The sequence below is a fragment of the Salmonella sp. SAL03688 genome, from assembly GCF_046551895.1.
GTDB classification, from domain to species: Bacteria; Pseudomonadota; Gammaproteobacteria; order Enterobacterales; family Enterobacteriaceae; genus Salmonella; species Salmonella enterica.
Genome location: NZ_JBGDVI010000007.1, coordinates 210,128 through 226,518 on the forward strand (window position 1 = coordinate 210,128; position 16,391 = coordinate 226,518).

Genomic DNA, 16,391 nt, shown 5'->3' on the forward strand with positions numbered 1-16,391 from the left:
AATAAAAAGGGTGTCATCAATAATGACTCCCTATGAATTTAGTTAAAATTATTTATGAATTAAAACTCCCTAAACGTTTCCTCCAGAAAAATAAATACATTTAAGGGACATAATGAAACAAGACATGTGGGAATTACGGAAAATACAGTCGCAGGGTATAACGGATAACGCACAGTATCCCGCAGGGACATACATCGTATTTACTGCCGCCGCCCCCTACATTCCGCTTTTTGAGCAACATGGGAAAGACGATATCGCGCTCAGTCTTGTTCGCCACGAAGAGGCGTGGTGGATTGTTAATCACTCTGCTGAACTGTGCTGTGCCGTCAATGAGCAGGTGATGGAACCTCATCACCGTATGCGGCTGAATGATGGAGATACGATTGAATGGGGTCTGTCATCCTGGTGCCTTGCCCGCACCAATGATGAGTCCCGTCCCGATGTTTCGTTTCCTCAGTTGGTTCAGTCATCTGAATCCGTTGCTGAGTACCTGGATCTGGGCTGGTTTAAACAACAACAGCTCAATCCGCAGAACCCGTTCGATATTATTCCCGTCCGGGAAACCGCGCCCTCTTACACCGGCCATGAAGCGGATAGCACGCTACACCAGCTTTACCAGGAATATCAGCAGGCATTGCGGCCCTCCGGGCAGGAAAAGCCCCTCCGTCCTAAACCGTTTCCCCGAAATGAAGACGCTGTCACCCAGGATTTGACGTCGTTATACGATAAAAAGGGCGACACCGACACGTTACAGGATATGGTGGCAGGCGCGCCCGGTATTGATGCCATTCTGGATACGCTGGACACGACCGGTGAGGGTGAAATGCACTGGCTGGCGATGGAATCAATGCCCGATATCCTGCAACTGCTCTCGCCGGAACAGGCGGGGAAAACCGCACATAGCGAGATACTGCCCGATCTGACCCGCCGCGAGCATCGTATTATTGGCATCGACAGCCACTACCGAATCACTCCGACACAGAAAAATGGAAATACCGCCCATGAAAAAAACTGACACGCTTCCTGCTACCCTGTCCGCGCTGATACAGGAATACTCTATTGCGGAGGGGATTCAGATGGCGGAGCAGCAGGTTCGGGAAAATCCGGCGAAAGCGCTCTGCCGCCACAGCCTGTTTCAGTTGCTGTGTGTGGCCGGAGACTGGTCGCGGGCGCTACACCAGCTTCAGCTATGCGCCAGGATGGAGGCCAATTATACCCAGGAGGCCCGGCTGTACCGGGAGCTGGTTCGCTGCGAAATGTTCCGCCGCACCGTTTTTCAGGGTGAACAACGACCCGGTTTTCTTCTGCCGCAGCCCGTTTGGGTGGAGTCACTGCTGGCGGCACTCGCCTGTCATGACGATACCGGTGAGGTTGATAAACACCGTAATACCGCACTGGAAGCCATAACAGACACGGGCGGGCAGTGGAACGGCGGCGCATTTGACTGGGCGAGCGACAGCGATTCCCGCCTTGGCCCAGTACTTGAGCTGGTCACCGGCGGCGTGTATATCTGGCTGCCGTTTTCGCAAATACGCTCGCTGGAATCGCCGCAACCGACGCGCCTGACCGATCTGCTGTGGAAACCCGTTAATATCACCCTGATAAATGGCGATACGCACGGCGCCTGGCTCTTTACCCGTTACAGCGGTTCGGAAAGTGCATCTGACGCCCTGCGTCTGTGCCGGGAAACCGCCTGGCAGGATGGCCCCGGCGAAACCACCGTGCGGGCGCTGGGGCAGAAAGTGTGGCTGACCAGCCACGGCGATATCAGCCTGCTGGACATGGCCCATTGTACCTTTCATGCTCAGGAAAACGATGGCGCATGAGCACGTCTCGTTTTACACCCGCTAACCACCTGCTGCCCACCCTATTTGATCGGCTGTGTGACAATGCTCCGTATCAGAAAATTGACCGGGATATCAGCGTCACGCCGGTACAACTGAAGGAGATCATTCGTCGGGATCTCTCCTTTTTGCTCAATACCATTAGCCACGAGGGTGACATCGACGCCCGGCGCTATCCGCAGGCGGCGGCGTCAGTGCTCAACTATGGCCTGCCGCCGCTGGCGGGCAGCTTTATGTATGAGCATAAGTGGGACGATATCAGCGAGGCGATCCGGCGCGCCATTATCCGTTTCGAACCCCGGCTGAACGCCGCCACACTCAGGGTCACGCCCTTGCTCGATAAAACCCGGCAGGGTAGCTATAACACGCTACAGTTTGAAATTCGCGGACAAATTCTGACGCAGCCGTATCCCACGGAGTTTCTGGTACGCAGCGCGCTGGATATGGAACTGAGCCGCATTACGTTCTTTTAATACAGGTCATTATTCATGGATCCACGGCTACTGGAGTATTACAACCGCGAACTGAGCTACCTGCGGGAGACCGGTGCTGAGTTCGCCACCCTCCATCCCAAAATTGCCGCCCGACTGGGGATGCAGGGAAGCGATATTGCCGACCCGTATGTGGAACGCATGATCGAGGCGTTCAGCTTTCTGAGCGCCCGTACTCAGCTAAAAATTGACGCCGAGTTTCCCCGCTTCACACAGCGGTTACTGGAAGTCGTCAGCCCCAATTACGTCACCCCCACGCCATCGATGGCAGTGGTAAAGCTGTATCCCGATACGCAGGAAGGCGACCTGGCGAAAGGGGTCACCGTGCCGCGCGATACCGCGTTCGTTTCCCCCATCCCGGAAGGCGAAAATACCGCCTGCCAGTTTCGCAGCAGCCAGGACGTCACGCTGTGGCCGCTTTCCATCGAGGAGGTACGCCTGACCGCCGCGCCGCCGGATATGCCCGCCCTGCACCGCTATCTGCCGCCTAATATTCATGTCGCCGGGGCATTGCGCATCACCCTGCGAACCTTCGGGGAACTGACTTTCAGCGAGCTGGCCGGTCCGGCACGGCTGCCCTTTTACCTCTGCGGCGAAGAACGCATTGCGTCACACCTGTTTGAGCTGCTGCATACCAGCGCCGTCGCCACACTGGCCGGTGAACCCGGTCACTTTGACGGCGAACTGAATGTGAATCTTCAACACCCGGTGGCGCACGAAGGGCTGGAGCCAGGGCAGGGGCTGCTGCCGCTCGCCTGGAACGTGTTTCACGGCCATAATCTGCTGCATGAATTTTTCGCCTGTCCGGAACGGTTTTACTTCTTCACCCCGACCGGATTGTCTGCCGGGTTACAAAAGGTGCAGGGCAATGTGGCGGAAATTGTCATACTGCTTAACCGCCTGCCGCCGGACTGGCTGATTCATCAGACGGACGCCGCACAGTTCAGCCTGTTCTGTACGCCGGTGATCAACCTGTTTCCCCGCACCACCACCCGGATTGAAGTCACTCACAGCGTGACGGAACAGCATCTGGTGGTGGATCGTACCCGTCCGCTGGATTACGAGGTGTTTTCTGTCCAGGAAGTCGAAGGCCTGGAAGCGGAAACCACACGGAAGATGATTTTTCGTCCGCTGTATCACACCCGTAATAATGACGAAGGCAACCACGGGCGTTATTTTTCACTGCGTCGTGAGCCGCGCCGATCGTCAGAAAGCGCCCGCCGCTATGGCACCCGAACCCCCTATACCGGCTCGGAAGTCTTCCTCTCGCTGGTTGATCAGCATGAAGCGCCCTACCCGGAAAATCTGCGCCATATCACCGTCACGGCAATGGTGACTAACCGCGATCTGCCCTGCCTTATTCCACGTAATGGCCGGGATGATCTGACCGTAGATGCGGCGATTCCGGTGGCGGGCGTGGGTCTTATCAGACCGCCGCGCCCGCCGCAGCCGCCGCTGGCTGAACGCGAAATGGCCTGGCGGCTGATCCGGCAGTTGTCGTTTAATTATCTGCCGCTGGCCGATCTGGATCACCGCACCGGCGGCCAGGCGCTGCGCGATCTGCTGAATCTGTTTATCCCGGCTCACGACAGCCCGCAGTCGCGCCAGGTGCGCAGCCTGATTGGCTGCAAAACCACCCCGGTGACCCGCCGCCTGCCCGGCTCCGGCCTGTTAGTCTATGGCCGGGGCGTCAGTTGCGAACTGACCGTGGACGAAGAGGGATTTTCCGGTATCAGTCCTTACCTGTTCGGTCTGGTGCTGGAACACTATATTGCCCGCCATGTTTCCATTAATACCTTCTCGCAGATGACGCTGCACTCGATGCAACGCGGGCATGTCATGACCTGGCCGGTCAGAACCGGGCAACGGGGGAGCGTATGACCGGCGCTCTCGACCAGGCGCAGAAAACCCCCTGGCGTTACGGATTCCTGAACCTGATGCGGCGCGTGGATGCCCAGCTCTGTGATACTCCGGCAGGCAGTATCTGGCAGCCACGGATGGAAAAATTCCGTCTGGGACAGACGCCGACGATGACCTTTGCGCCACGGGAAATCGCCCAGGTCAGCTGGCAGGATGGACGCCTGCACCTGAGCCTGTACAGCCTCGGACTATGGGGGCCAAACGGCCCGTTGCCGCTGCACTATACCGAGCTGGCACTAAACCGCTCAGAGAGTCGTCACGATCCGACGCTGGTTCATTTTTCCAATATTTTTCACCACCGCTGGCTGACGCAGTTCTGGCAGGCATGGCGCAGCGCCCAGTCCGCTGGTGGCGGGCTGGACAAACCGGAACACGACCGTTTTGCGTTTTATATCGCCAGTATCAGCGGGCAGGATCTACGGGAAAGCGCCGAAAGCCCGCTGTCAGATCATGTTCGCCTGGCGGCCTCCGCCCATCTGGTACGCGAATCGCGCAATCCTGACGGGCTGGCCGCCACGCTGGCGCACTATTTCAGCGTGCCTTTTGCGGTGAAAGAGTTCGCCCTGCACTGGATAACGGTGGCGGATGATGAAATCACCCGTCTGGGCACGCCCGCGCAGTCTTCGGTGCTGGGCAACGGGGCGCTTATCGGCCAGGCCGTACCGGATATGCAGTACAAATTCCGGCTAATTATCGGCCCGCTCACGCTGGAGGATTACCTGCGTTTTCTGCCCGGCGGCAACAATCTGCCCGTGCTGACAGAACTGGTGCGTACGTTCATCGGTTTTGAATATTGCTGGGAAATTGAGCTGCAGTTGAAGCCCCATGCCGCACCGCCTGCGGTGATCGGCGGCGCGCAGCGGCTTGGCTGGACGGCCTGGGCAGGTAAAGCCATGCATGACCGTCCGGTGACAGGCATGATTTTTGAACCTGAACACGGCTTAACCCACTGAGAGTAATGATATGGACATGTCCCTGACTAAACCGGTAAGCGCGGAACAACCCTGCGGCCCCGATCCGGAGTACGATCCGGAGTACCTGCTGCTGTTCAGTCGCGCCGCCCCCCAGGCGGAGGCGCAATATGGTGATTTTGTCAGTACGCCGGAAGCCGTGAACTGGCCGGAAATTGAGCGTGATGCGCGCCGTCTGCTCACGCGCAGTAAGGATATCCGGGTGTTGATCCTGCTGCTGCGCAGTCGCATCCAGCAGGCTGGCGCACAGGGACTGGCGGAAATGCTCACGCAACTGGCAGAACTGAGCGTAATCTGGTCCGATGCACTCCATCCACAGCTGCTTACCGGCGAAGGCGCATCCGCAGAATCTATTGAAGATGCGGCGCTGGCGCGCAGTAATGCCCTGGCGGCGCTGCTGGATCACGAAGGCGTGATGGCAGACATTCGCGGTATCACGCTGTCAAACAGCGCCGCCCTGCGCCTGCAGGTACGGGATGTCGAGCGCGCGTTATCCGCCCCTCGCCCGGCTGATGCGCTGGCCCCCGAATCCGTCCGCCAGCAACTGGCCGACCTCGAAGCCCGTGGGGCATTACCGCTGGCAGCGTTTCGCGAAGCGCAGGAAAGCGCAGAACGCCTGCAAGTGTGGGCGCGTGAGACATTAGGCGATCTGGCTCCAGATTTTTCACGCCTGCGGCAGTTGTTAGCGCTGCTGCCTGACGTGGTACAGACAACCACACCGGAAATCCCTCCGTCGCCAGCGCCAGTGCCAGACCCCGCAGGCACGGTTATGGATAATGCCGTTCCGGCACGGGCAGAGGATGTGCCGCCTGTCAACGCGCCACCCGGTATATCCCTCCCACACAATGCTGAACCGGGGCCAATTCGCGATCGTAATGATGCGCTGGAACGCCTGCGGTGTATTCGTCGCTGGTTTGAGAGCAGTGAACCCAGTAGCCCGACCATCCCACTGTTACGCCAGGCTGAAAGACTGGTGGGAAAACGGTTCTCGGAGGTGATCAATGAGATCCCGGTGGAGTTGCTGGAGAAGTGGGATGCCCTGGAGTGATGATGCGCATGTCTGGCGGTTCTCCGTGATTATCTGAGTGACATCAACATTACGCAGTCTGCTTCTGCGCTGAACATGTCCCGATCCCGGTTAAGCACCGCCATGAGGCCGCGCCTTAAATGTCAGTGGGACAAAATAACCATGACAGTGAAAGAAGTGGCGGTAATATCCTGTTCGTCATCCAGGCGTAGGCCCATTTGCGTCAGATTCCACGATAGGCGGTGGCACTGCTGAAGACAAAAAAAAACCGCATCCCTTTTACAGTGATACGGTTTTTTTACTTCACAGGATGTATAAAAACACCCTGAGATTTGTATCTGGCGGAACGGACGGGACTCGAACCCGCGACCCCCTGCGTGACAGGCAGGTATTCTAACCAACTGAACTACCGCTCCGTGATGTTCCCGCTGGGAACGAGGCGAATATTACGGTTTGCGGTGTCGCCCGTCAACGCTTTTTCTCACCTTTTGAATCAGTTGCTGCAAAAATCGCCCGAAGGATGATTTTTATAGCCTAAAAAGGAATAAATTACGCCCGCCAAAGGCAACTTCCGCCCTTTTTCTGCACCAGATCAAGCCGCGATTCATGCGCAGCCAGCTCTTCCTCAGAGGCAAAAACGACCCGTAACCGGCTGGCCTGGCGAACGATTCGCTGAATGGTCGCTTCACCTTGCTGCCGTTGCGTCTCTCCTTCCATCGCAAACGTCATGGACGTTTGTCCGCCCGTCATCGCCAGATACACTTCGGCAAGGATCTGGGCATCGAGCAATGCGCCGTGCAAAGTACGTTTGCTATTATCTATCTCATAACGCGAACACAGCGCATCAAGGCTGTTACGCTTGCCGGGGAACATTTTCCGCGCCAACGCCAGGCTATCGGTAACTTTGCAGAAAGTATTGGTTTTAGGAATATCGCGTTTAAGCAGACCAAACTCATAATCCATAAAGCCGATATCGAACGATGCGTTATGGATGACCAGCTCCGCGCCGCGGATATAATCAAGAAACTCATCGACCACATCAGCAAAAACCGGCTTATCCAGCAGAAACTCATCGGCAATACCGTGTACGCCAAACGCCTCCGGATCCACCAGCCGATCCGGCTTCAGGTAAACATGAAAATTGTTGCCGGTCAGACGACGGTTTATCACCTCAACCGCACCGATCTCAATAATCTTGTGACCTTCATAGTGCGCGCCTATCTGGTTCATACCGGTGGTTTCGGTATCGAGGACAATCTGTCGTGTAATTGCAGTGCTCATATCGGTCATTTATGTCAGACTTGCGTTTTGTTATCGATTTCAATTACAGGAAGTCTACCAGAGATGCTTAAACAGGTAGAAATTTTCACCGATGGCTCTTGCCTGGGGAATCCAGGGCCTGGCGGTTATGGCGCTATCTTACGCTATCGCGGTCATGAAAAAACGTTTAGTGAAGGTTACATGCTGACCACCAATAACCGTATGGAACTGATGGCGGCGATCGTCGCGCTTGAAGCGTTAAAAGAACATTGCGAAGTGACATTGAGCACCGACAGTCAATATGTGCGACAAGGAATTACCCAATGGATTCATAACTGGAAGAAACGCGGCTGGAAAACAGCGGAAAAGAAACCCGTAAAAAATGTCGATCTGTGGAAACGTCTCGATGCTGCGTTAGGTCAGCATCAGATCAAATGGGTATGGGTCAAAGGCCATGCAGGCCATCCCGAAAACGAGCGTTGTGATGAACTGGCGCGCGCCGCGGCAATGAACCCCACGCAGGAAGATAGTGGCTACCAGGCGGAGGCTTAGCCATCCGGTTTGCGATATTGCCGGGTGGCGCCAACGGTCTGGCGGATAGGGGTTTTACTTTTATTATGTCGCAGCGGATTAAGCGTAAGCGGGATGGTCCGCTTACGGGCCACAATAAGCTGTAAACAGCCCAGCGCCGGGATATGCGTATTTAAAAGCCGCCCCCCCTGCTTTTTCCAGGGTAAGACATGAAAACGGCTATAATGTAGCACTTCAAAATTGAGTAAAGACAGCCAGTCCAGTTGCCGCATAAGGGTAAACATCCGACTATTATAGGGCGGTGTTTTACGTAAAACGGGTACCAGTTTACGTAACCCCATCAAACTCAGCGGGTTAAATCCACTAATGACCAGCCAACCGTCATCAATCAATACGCGGTCGGCTTCCCGCAATAAACGGTGCGGGTCGGTACACCACGGCAAAGTATGCGCCAGCAGACAAACATCGACGGATTTATCTGCAAAAGGAAGATGTAGCGGATCGGCCAGAACCTGCATCGGTGAGCCCTGCGATGAAACATTCACCTGATGAGAGACCGCGCACGCTTCGGAATTGATTTCTGCGCTTAAATTACCGATTTTAAGCAAATGGAAACCATACATTTTTGCAAACCACGGATTTAGCTGCTGTTCCAGCGCCTCACGGTAGTAATTGCCCCAGGGCAACTCACCCCAACATCCGGGCGCAACGACAGTTTGAGAGAGCCTTGCCGGTTTCATCGCAACCTTCCGCTAATTATTTGAGAGGTAATATATGAATCTTAACAGTATTCCCGCATTTCAGGACAATTACATCTGGGTGCTGACCAATGATGAAGGCCGCTGTGTGATTGTTGATCCCGGCGAAGCGGCCCCCGTCTTAAAGGCCATTGCTGAACATAAGTGGATGCCGGAGGCGATTTTTCTGACGCATCACCATCACGACCATGTTGGCGGAGTCAAAGAGCTGTTGCAACACTTCCCGCAAATGACGGTTTATGGACCGGTGGAAACGCAAGACAAGGGAGCAACCCATCTTGTTGGCGATGGCGATACTATTCGCGTTTTAGGCGAGAAATTTACTCTTTTTGCCACGCCGGGCCACACGTTAGGACACGTCTGTTACTTTAGCCACCCTTACTTATTCTGCGGCGACACGCTGTTTTCCGGCGGCTGTGGTCGACTGTTTGAAGGCACGCCATCACAGATGTATCAGTCACTTATGAAAATTAACTCTCTGCCTGACGACACACTCATTTGCTGCGCTCACGAATACACTTTAGCTAACATTAAGTTCGCATTGAGCATACTTCCGCACGATTCGTTCATAAATGAATATTATCGTAAAGTTAAAGAGTTACGTGTAAAAAAACAAATGACATTACCCGTTATTCTTAAAAATGAGCGTAAGATTAATCTTTTTTTAAGAACTGAAGATATTGATTTAATTAACGAAATAAACAAAGAAACAATATTGCAACAACCAGAAGCGCGTTTTGCATGGTTAAGGTCAAAGAAAGACACGTTCTGATAATTCTTACTTGTCATTCGCTAACTTCGCCGTTATGATCGGTCGTCTTTTAAGCAACTATTGACACACACATGAAGGCAAAAGCGATATTACTCGCCTCTGTCCTGCTTGTGGGGTGCCAGACGTCTCAGAACACTGGCAACGTCCAACAGCACGCACAGAGCCTTTCTGCAGCTGGTCAAGGGGAAGCAGGAAAGTTTACGAGTCAGGCACGATGGATGGACGACGGAACGTCTATCGCGCCAGATCAGGACTTGTGGGCTTTCATTGGCGACGAGCTAAAGATGGGAATTCCGGAAAACAGCCGGATTCGCGAACAGAAACAGAAGTATTTACGCAATAAGAGCTATCTCCACGATGTAACTTTACGGGCAGAGCCGTATATGTACTGGATAGCGGGGCAGGTTAAGAAACGTAACATGCCTATGGAGCTGGTACTACTACCCATAGTGGAGAGCGCTTTTGATCCTCACGCAACGTCTGGCGCCAATGCCGCAGGCATCTGGCAGATCATACCGAGCACAGGGCGCAATTATGGTTTAAAGCAGACCCGTAATTATGACGCGCGTCGCGATGTTGTAGCCTCTACGACCGCCGCGTTAGACATGATGCAGCGTCTGAACAAAATGTTTGACGGCGACTGGCTGTTAACCGTTGCAGCGTATAACAGCGGCGAAGGCCGTGTTATGCGGGCAATTAAAGCAAACAAAGCGCGTGGAAAACCGACGGATTTCTGGTCGCTTTCTTTGCCCAGAGAAACGAAACTCTACGTACCTAAGATGCTGGCATTGAGTGAAATTCTCAAAAACAGCAAACGCTACGGCGTACGTCTGCCAACAACAGATGAAAGCCGAGCGCTGGCACGAGTTCGTTTAAACAGTCCAGTTGAAATGGCCCAGGTTGCGGATATGGCGGGCATGTCTATCAGCAAGCTGAAGACGTTTAATGCCGGTGTAAAAGGGTCTACCTTAGGCGTAAGCGGTCCGCAATATGTTATGGTGCCCAAAAAGCATGCCGAGCAGTTGCGTGAGTCGCTGGCTTCCGGTGAGATTGACGCCGTTCAGTCCCAACTGATCGCCGACAATACGCCGTTGAATAGCCGTAGCTATAAGGTGCGCTCTGGCGATACGCTTTCCGGTATCGCTTCGCGGCTTGGCGTAAGCACGAAGGACTTGCAGCAGTGGAACAACCTGCGTGGTTCGCGCCTGAAAATCGGGCAAAGCCTGACCGTAGGCGCTGGCAGCAGCGCACAACGACTGGCAAACAATAGCGATAGCATTACCTATCGTGTCCGTAAAGGCGATTCGCTTTCCAGTATCGCCAGACGTCACGGGGTAAATATCAAAGATGTGATGCGCTGGAACCATGATACGGATAATCTACAACCGGGCGATCAGCTTACGTTGTTTGTGAAGGACAATAGCACGCCAGACTCCTGATATTGTCCGACGAAAAAGCCAAAAGGCGCCGCTTCCCCCGGCGCCTTTTAAATTGCTATACCGCTTTATGCGCTTCCAGCATGATAGTATCGCTGCTAAACGAGCCGTCATCCTGCAACTCAAAATAACGCTTCACCTCTACCGGGGCGCTCGCCTGATATAATCGAATCGCCTCAACCAACGGCGCTGGCGTACGCATCCGCGTTACCCATGAGCGAAACTCCAGCGATAAACGATCGGTTATCACGGTATTCGTTACCAGCATCGCATTATTGACCATCGCCAGCCATTCGCCACTGGAATAGTTACGGACATGCGACGTGTCGCGTAACGCCTCCACCGTTTGCAGCCAGATATCGCGTACAGGATGTCCAGGCGACATGACATCCATGATAATCAGCACGCCGCCGGGTTTTAATACACGATAAACCTCACGCAATGCCTGACCAACGTCGTGCCAGTGATGCGCGGAATAGCGGCTAATCACCACCTCAAACGATGCATCTTCAAAGGGCAGTTTTTCGGCATAGCCTTGGCGGAGAGTAATATTACTTAAATGTCTTTCTTCCGCCGCTCCAGCGACAACCTCAAGCATGCTGGCGGATAAATCGTATGCCACGACCGAGTTGGCATGTTGCGCAGCGACAAAACTCGCGTGTCCAGCCCCACATCCCATATCCAGTACGTTCGCGTGGGAAAAATCAGACAGCCTTTGCGCCAGCCGCGCTAAGTCACGACCCGATGCGTGAACGGCGCTATGTAAATAGGCGTTCGCCTGTGAACCAAACTGCTTTTCAACATTGTCATGATGGGAATGCGTTGTCATGGTAGTGCCCTTCTGTTATGAGAAAAATAGAGGGCAGCACCCGAAGAGGCCTGCCCCACGGCAGACCTGACGCACCTTTATTGCTCAGGTTTGCCGGGACTGAATTCAACGAGTAGCGGATTGTGATCGGAAGCGCGCGTCACCAGTACGGAGGCTTCATTCACGTTTAACCCACGATAAAAAACAAAATCCAGCGGTCGTCCAAACGCACGACGGCGCTGATCGTCAGTGAAACGCACCTGGCGCAGCGACATCTCACGTGCAAAGCGGTACAACGCATTCATACGTGGGCGGCTCCAGGCATTAAAATCACCCGCCATAATGACAGGGCCGCTATGGTGCGCAATCTGGTCGCCGATCGGAAGTAACTGCTTACTGTATACGTCCACGCCCAGACTAAAATTTACCGCATGAACATTTACTACCATTAATAAACGGGTATCCGGCAAGGGATATACCGTCACCAGGGCTGATTTCGCCAAACGTAAAATTGGTTCTCTTTCCCGTAAAGGGCAGCAGTAAACAGGATGGGCGGCAGACAGCGTCATGACGCCAGACGGATGCTGAGGTAATACAAAAGCGGGGACCTGGTCGGCGGCAAGATAGTTAGCGGTGGCAAACTGTACCAGTTCAGGCGTCGTCTGTGCCTCCTGCAACAGGACCAGATGCGCATCTTTGCCGTAGTTCTTCAGCACCGATAACCATTCGGCTCGCTGCTGCTTGAATATATTCCACACGAGGATACGGATCCGCTCTTCACTGCTTAGCGGTTCCCCGGCGGGCAATGCCTGGCCAATGCTCGCAAACGACCCTGGCGGCAAAATCCGCTCGGCGGGCTGTCCGGCAACATAGCGCATCGCATAGGTGTTTTTTCGCACTTTTGACTTTCAAACCTCTGTAACGTCAACCAGTCCTCAACCGGACTGGTTCTTCTGTTATAGGGATTTTAGCACTCACTTTCAACGAACAATTGCAGTTTGTTTTGTAAGTAGGCGCTTACATCAATAATTTACTCCAGAGCAATGCGTACAGGTTTATCAAGACGTCCGCTGACACCCATCAGCAGGAAAGCCACCAGAACAATGAGGGCGCCAATCCACGGCGTCTGCGCCAAACCGTAATGCGCCACCGTTTGCCCGCCGATCACGGAGCCCAGCGCAATACCAATGTTAAACGCCGCAATGTTCAGACCTGACGCCACATCTACCGCATTAGGCGTGAATTGTTCCGCTTTCTGTACCACGTAGACCTGCAACCCCGGTACGTTACCGAAGGCAAAGATCCCCATCACCAGAATGGTAGCCAGCGCGGCATACTGCGTGGAAGCCGTCACCTGGAAGACCATCAGCAGAACAAACAGCGCGGCGAAAATGAATTTCAGAGCCGGCACGGCACCATGCTTATCCGCCAGTTTACCGCCCCAGATATTGCCGATAGCCACAGATACGCCATAACCCAGTAGGATCCAGCTTACTGCTGCCGGGGAGAATCCCGCCAGATCCTGCATCATCGGCGCCAGGAAGGTGAATGCCGTGAATACCCCGCCGTAGCCCAGCGCCGTAACGGCGTAAATCAGTAACAGACGAGGATGAGTCAGTACTTTCACCTGGTCACGAATGCTGGCGGCCGCCCGACCGGGAATATTGGCAGGGATCAGCAGTTGACTGCTCATCAGCGCAATCACGCCTAACAGTGATACCGCAAGGAAGGTCTCACGCCAGCCAAAATGCTGACCGATAAATGTTCCCAGCGGCACGCCCGTGACCAGCGCTACCGTTAAGCCACCAAACATAATAGCGATAGCAGAAGCCGCTTTCTCTTTTGGCACCAGACTTGTCGCGATGGTAGATCCAATCGAGAAGAACACGCCGTGCGCCAGGCCCGTCAGCAGACGGGCGACGATTAATGTCATATAGCCCGGTGCCTGCCATGCCAGCAAATTCCCCGCCGTAAACAAGACCATCAGCGCGACCAGTAACTGTTTACGCGGCAGGCGTCCGGTCAGCGCGGTTAGCACCGGCGCGCCAATAGCCACACCCAGCGCATAGATTGAAACCAGCATTCCGGCGGAAGGTAACGAGATAGCCAGTTGTTGAGCAATGGTCGGCACCAGGCCGACAATCACAAACTCAGTCGTACCGATAGCGAAAGCACTTATTGTCAGTGCAAATAAAGCGAGAGGCATACATAACTCCATAACAGCAGTAATCAGATGACACGCAGTATGCCTGGATGTTTTAATGACAAAAATAGCCAAAATATCAATTTAATTTTGCTTCAGGAGCAAAAATGAAAGCCACCTCCGAAGAACTTGCAATTTTTGTCGCTGTCGTGGAAAGCGGCAGCTTCAGCCGGGCGGCAGAGCAGCTTGGACAGGCCAATTCCGCTGTCAGCCGGGCAGTTAAAAAGCTGGAGATGAAGCTCGGCGTCAGTCTACTTAATCGTACGACCCGGCAACTGAGCCTGACTGAAGAAGGAGAGCGATACTTCAGGCGCGTGCAGCAGATACTACAAGAAATGGCCGCCGCAGAAACGGAAATCATGGAGTCGCGTAATACCCCGCGCGGCTTACTGCGTATCGATGCGGCAACGCCGGTAATGCTGCATTTCCTGATGCCGCTGATTAAACCTTTTCGTGAACGGTATCCGGAAATGACGTTGTCTCTTGTCTCCTCAGAAACGTTCATCAATCTTATTGAACGAAAAGTGGATGTTGCGATACGCGCAGGCACGTTGACAGATTCAAGTCTGCGCGCGCGTCCGTTATTTACCAGCTATCGCAAGATTATCGCTTCACCTGACTATATTGCCCGCTTTGGCAAGCCTGAGAGCGTTGAAGAGTTAAAACGGCATCTGTGCCTGGGGTTTTCTGAACCCATCTCGCTCAATACCTGGCCGATTGCCTGTAGCGATGGGCAGCTCCATGAGATCAAATGTGGGATTTCTTCCAATAGCGGGGAAACGTTAAAACAACTTTGCCTGAACGGTAACGGCATTGCATGTCTTTCAGATTATATGATTGATAAAGAGATCGCGCGGGGAGAACTGGTGGAACTGCTGGCCGATAAACGTCTGCCGGTAGAAATGCCTTTCAGCGCCGTTTACTACAGCGATCGCGCCGTCAGCACACGCATTCGGGCATTTATCGACTTTTTGAGCGAATATATAAGAACAGCCCCCGCAGGAGCTGTGAAAGAGGGGTAAAGGGTACAAAGGGTCAGGCAATTAATCCCACTCAGGGGCCAAACCTTCCGGACTAACCAGGCGGTCGTTGCAGTCCAGTGCCGCGATCGCTGCTCTATCTTCGGCATCCAGATGCAGTTCCAGTGCCAGCAGGTTGCTTGCCAGGTTTTCACGCCTGGTGGATGAAGGGATCACCGAGTAACCTTCACCCATAGCCCATGCCAGAATAACCTGCGCCGGGGTCGCATTATGTTTAGCCGCAATGCGTGCAATCACTTCATCTTTCAGCGCCTTACCGTATGCCAGCGTCATGTAAGAGGTGATATGGATACCGTGCGCTTTCGCCCAGTCAACCACCTTACGACTCTGCAAATACGGAGATAGCTCAATCTGGTTGGTGGCGATATGGTCTGCGCCCACCGCGGCAATAGCCTTTTCCATCAACGGAATGGTGAAGTTTGAAATGCCAATTTCGCGAGTCAGCCCTTGTTTTTTAGCTTCCAGCAATGCCTGCATAAATTCTTCGACAGGCACGGCATCACCCGGAGATGGCCAGTGGATCAGCGTCAGATCGACATAATCGGTACGCAGTTTTTTCAGGCTCTCTTTCAGGCTTGGGATTAGCTTGTCTTTGCTAAGATTTTCAATCCAGATCTTGGTGGTGATGTACAGCTCATTACGCGGTACGCCGCTCTCAGCAATCGCCTGTCCAACAGCCGCTTCATTATCATAGATTTGCGCAGTGTCGACAGCACGGTAGCCTAGTTCAAGCGCCGTTTTAACAGAAGCGATAACCACGTCGTCTTTCAGGCGAAAAGTACCTAAACCGAATGCAGGGATAGTCATAGAATTCCTCTTTTTAATCACTATGTTCGTTAACTGAGGGGATTATGACCTTCAGCGCTTTGCAGAAAAAGAGCGAGAAATGCAGAGGATTTTTGCGAATTGAGCAATAATTAAATGACATGCAAAGAAAAAGCCCTGAGCTAATGCTCAGGGCTCTTAATAAGTGGCGGAACGGACGGGACTCGAACCCGCGACCCCCTGCGTGACAGGCAGGTATTCTAACCAACTGAACTACCGCTCCACCGAATTCTTTTACAACCACTGATTTTTACATCAGTTTACTGCTTAATTTGATGCCTGGCAGTTTATGAATCACTTCGTGATTCACCCTTCGGGCCGTTGCTTCGCAACGTTCAAAAGCTTTCGCTTTTGTCCTACTCTCTGTCGAGTAGTGAACTGCCCCGAAAGTTAATGCCATACTTCTAATTTGATGCCTGGCAGTTCCCTACTCTCGCATGGGGAGACCCCACACTACCATCGGCGCTACGGCGTTTCACTTCTGAGTTCGGCATGGGGTCAGGTG

General features: G+C 53.7%; 16 protein-coding genes, 2 tRNA genes and 1 rRNA gene. 10 read left to right on the forward strand and 9 right to left on the reverse strand.

What is annotated here, in order from left to right; all coding sequences use genetic code 11:
* Positions 1 to 112: 112 nt before the first annotated feature.
* Genes tagK through ACLJR2_RS10155 form a run of 6 tightly spaced genes read left to right on the forward strand, consistent with a single transcriptional unit; the run spans position 113 to position 6,274 of the window.
* Positions 113 to 1,015, forward strand: coding sequence for a type VI secretion system-associated protein TagK (tagK, locus tag ACLJR2_RS10130; RefSeq protein WP_000806671.1), 903 nt, complete (start codon positions 113 to 115; stop codon positions 1,013 to 1,015).
* Positions 1,002 to 1,826, forward strand: a complete 825-nt coding sequence (locus ACLJR2_RS10135) for a type VI secretion system accessory protein TagJ (protein ID WP_000750539.1) — start codon at positions 1,002 to 1,004, stop codon at positions 1,824 to 1,826. Before tagK ends, ACLJR2_RS10135 begins: the two co-directional genes overlap by 14 nt.
* Positions 1,823 to 2,317: a type VI secretion system baseplate subunit TssE gene (gene tssE / locus ACLJR2_RS10140; RefSeq protein ID WP_000108007.1), complete on the forward strand. Its 495-nt coding sequence runs from the start codon at positions 1,823 to 1,825 to the stop codon at positions 2,315 to 2,317. Before ACLJR2_RS10135 ends, tssE begins: the two co-directional genes overlap by 4 nt.
* Positions 2,318 to 2,332: 15 nt before the next feature.
* Entirely contained in the window at positions 2,333 to 4,216 is a 1,884-nt protein-coding gene (tssF, locus tag ACLJR2_RS10145; RefSeq protein WP_000371487.1) for a type VI secretion system baseplate subunit TssF, read from the forward strand.
* Positions 4,213 to 5,208, forward strand: coding sequence for a type VI secretion system baseplate subunit TssG (tssG, locus tag ACLJR2_RS10150; protein ID WP_000145235.1), 996 nt, complete (start codon positions 4,213 to 4,215; stop codon positions 5,206 to 5,208). The genes tssF and tssG overlap by 4 nt, the downstream gene beginning before the upstream one ends.
* 10 nt (positions 5,209 to 5,218) lie before the next feature.
* Positions 5,219 to 6,274: an ImpA family type VI secretion system protein gene (locus tag ACLJR2_RS10155; RefSeq protein ID WP_000367619.1), complete on the forward strand. Its 1,056-nt coding sequence runs from the start codon at positions 5,219 to 5,221 to the stop codon at positions 6,272 to 6,274.
* A 318-nt stretch (positions 6,275 to 6,592) separates the two neighbouring features.
* Here ACLJR2_RS10155 and ACLJR2_RS10160 read toward each other — a convergent pair.
* Together ACLJR2_RS10160 and dnaQ are read right to left on the reverse strand one after the other, a co-directional pair.
* Positions 6,593 to 6,669 (reverse strand) — tRNA-Asp (locus tag ACLJR2_RS10160).
* Positions 6,670 to 6,802: 133 nt separating this feature from the next.
* A complete protein-coding gene (dnaQ, locus tag ACLJR2_RS10165; protein ID WP_001670675.1) occupies positions 6,803 to 7,534 on the reverse strand; it encodes a DNA polymerase III subunit epsilon in 732 nt (243 codons plus the stop codon).
* 63 nt (positions 7,535 to 7,597) lie between these two features.
* Between dnaQ and rnhA the strand changes: the two genes are divergently transcribed.
* Complete coding sequence (gene rnhA, locus ACLJR2_RS10170) at positions 7,598 to 8,065, forward strand: ribonuclease HI (protein ID WP_000917868.1); 468 nt, start codon at positions 7,598 to 7,600, stop codon at positions 8,063 to 8,065.
* Here rnhA and ACLJR2_RS10175 read toward each other — a convergent pair.
* Positions 8,062 to 8,784, reverse strand: a complete 723-nt coding sequence (locus ACLJR2_RS10175; protein ID WP_000801238.1) for a class I SAM-dependent methyltransferase — start codon at positions 8,782 to 8,784, stop codon at positions 8,062 to 8,064. The genes rnhA and ACLJR2_RS10175 overlap by 4 nt on opposite strands.
* A 34-nt stretch (positions 8,785 to 8,818) precedes the next feature.
* On the opposite strand from ACLJR2_RS10175, the gene gloB reads away from it, so the two are divergent.
* Positions 8,819 to 9,574, forward strand: coding sequence for a hydroxyacylglutathione hydrolase (gloB, locus tag ACLJR2_RS10180; RefSeq protein ID WP_001052779.1), 756 nt, complete (start codon positions 8,819 to 8,821; stop codon positions 9,572 to 9,574).
* 71 nt (positions 9,575 to 9,645) lie between these two features.
* Positions 9,646 to 11,013 (forward strand): murein transglycosylase D, encoded by a 1,368-nt coding sequence (gene mltD, locus ACLJR2_RS10185; RefSeq protein WP_000644706.1) that lies wholly within the window; start codon positions 9,646 to 9,648, stop codon positions 11,011 to 11,013.
* A 55-nt stretch (positions 11,014 to 11,068) separates the two neighbouring features.
* Here mltD and ACLJR2_RS10190 read toward each other — a convergent pair whose 3' ends face one another.
* The 3 genes from ACLJR2_RS10190 to ACLJR2_RS10200 form a co-directional block, all read right to left on the reverse strand.
* Complete coding sequence (locus ACLJR2_RS10190) at positions 11,069 to 11,839, reverse strand: class I SAM-dependent methyltransferase (protein ID WP_000207236.1); 771 nt, start codon at positions 11,837 to 11,839, stop codon at positions 11,069 to 11,071.
* A 77-nt stretch (positions 11,840 to 11,916) separates the two neighbouring features.
* Positions 11,917 to 12,717 carry an endonuclease/exonuclease/phosphatase family protein gene (locus ACLJR2_RS10195; RefSeq protein WP_001230970.1) on the reverse strand — a complete coding sequence of 267 codons (801 nt, stop codon included), beginning with the start codon at positions 12,715 to 12,717 and terminating at the stop codon, positions 11,917 to 11,919.
* A 131-nt stretch (positions 12,718 to 12,848) separates the two neighbouring features.
* Complete coding sequence (locus ACLJR2_RS10200; RefSeq protein ID WP_001127535.1) at positions 12,849 to 14,024, reverse strand: MFS transporter; 1,176 nt, start codon at positions 14,022 to 14,024, stop codon at positions 12,849 to 12,851.
* A gap of 104 nt (positions 14,025 to 14,128) precedes the next feature.
* On the opposite strand from ACLJR2_RS10200, the gene yafC reads away from it, so the two are divergent.
* A complete protein-coding gene (yafC, locus tag ACLJR2_RS10205) occupies positions 14,129 to 15,043 on the forward strand; it encodes a DNA-binding transcriptional regulator YafC (RefSeq protein WP_000648541.1) in 915 nt (304 codons plus the stop codon).
* Between the two features lie 21 nt (positions 15,044 to 15,064).
* Here yafC and dkgB read toward each other — a convergent pair whose 3' ends face one another.
* The 3 genes from dkgB to rrf form a co-directional block, all read right to left on the reverse strand.
* Positions 15,065 to 15,868 carry a 2,5-didehydrogluconate reductase DkgB gene (gene dkgB, locus ACLJR2_RS10210; RefSeq protein ID WP_000154864.1) on the reverse strand — a complete coding sequence of 268 codons (804 nt, stop codon included), beginning with the start codon at positions 15,866 to 15,868 and terminating at the stop codon, positions 15,065 to 15,067.
* Between the two features lie 164 nt (positions 15,869 to 16,032).
* Positions 16,033 to 16,109: transfer RNA gene (locus ACLJR2_RS10215), tRNA-Asp, on the reverse strand.
* A gap of 191 nt (positions 16,110 to 16,300) precedes the next feature.
* A 5S ribosomal RNA gene (gene rrf / locus ACLJR2_RS10220) occupies positions 16,301 to 16,391 on the reverse strand; the annotation flags it as partial.

Coding starts and splice junctions, on each gene's coding strand:
- tagK (WP_000806671.1), top strand. CDS start 113: ATGAAACAAGACATGTGGGAATTACGGAAAATACAGTCGCAGGGTATA.
- ACLJR2_RS10135 (WP_000750539.1), top strand. CDS start 1,002: ATGAAAAAAACTGACACGCTTCCTGCTACCCTGTCCGCGCTGATACAG.
- tssE (WP_000108007.1), top strand. CDS start 1,823: ATGAGCACGTCTCGTTTTACACCCGCTAACCACCTGCTGCCCACCCTA.
- tssF (WP_000371487.1), top strand. CDS start 2,333: ATGGATCCACGGCTACTGGAGTATTACAACCGCGAACTGAGCTACCTG.
- tssG (WP_000145235.1), top strand. CDS start 4,213: ATGACCGGCGCTCTCGACCAGGCGCAGAAAACCCCCTGGCGTTACGGA.
- ACLJR2_RS10155 (WP_000367619.1), top strand. CDS start 5,219: ATGGACATGTCCCTGACTAAACCGGTAAGCGCGGAACAACCCTGCGGC.
- dnaQ (WP_001670675.1), bottom strand. CDS start 7,534: ATGAGCACTGCAATTACACGACAGATTGTCCTCGATACCGAAACCACC.
- rnhA (WP_000917868.1), top strand. CDS start 7,598: ATGCTTAAACAGGTAGAAATTTTCACCGATGGCTCTTGCCTGGGGAAT.
- ACLJR2_RS10175 (WP_000801238.1), bottom strand. CDS start 8,784: ATGAAACCGGCAAGGCTCTCTCAAACTGTCGTTGCGCCCGGATGTTGG.
- gloB (WP_001052779.1), top strand. CDS start 8,819: ATGAATCTTAACAGTATTCCCGCATTTCAGGACAATTACATCTGGGTG.
- mltD (WP_000644706.1), top strand. CDS start 9,646: ATGAAGGCAAAAGCGATATTACTCGCCTCTGTCCTGCTTGTGGGGTGC.
- ACLJR2_RS10190 (WP_000207236.1), bottom strand. CDS start 11,839: ATGACAACGCATTCCCATCATGACAATGTTGAAAAGCAGTTTGGTTCA.
- ACLJR2_RS10200 (WP_001127535.1), bottom strand. CDS start 14,024: ATGCCTCTCGCTTTATTTGCACTGACAATAAGTGCTTTCGCTATCGGT.
- yafC (WP_000648541.1), top strand. CDS start 14,129: ATGAAAGCCACCTCCGAAGAACTTGCAATTTTTGTCGCTGTCGTGGAA.
- dkgB (WP_000154864.1), bottom strand. CDS start 15,868: ATGACTATCCCTGCATTCGGTTTAGGTACTTTTCGCCTGAAAGACGAC.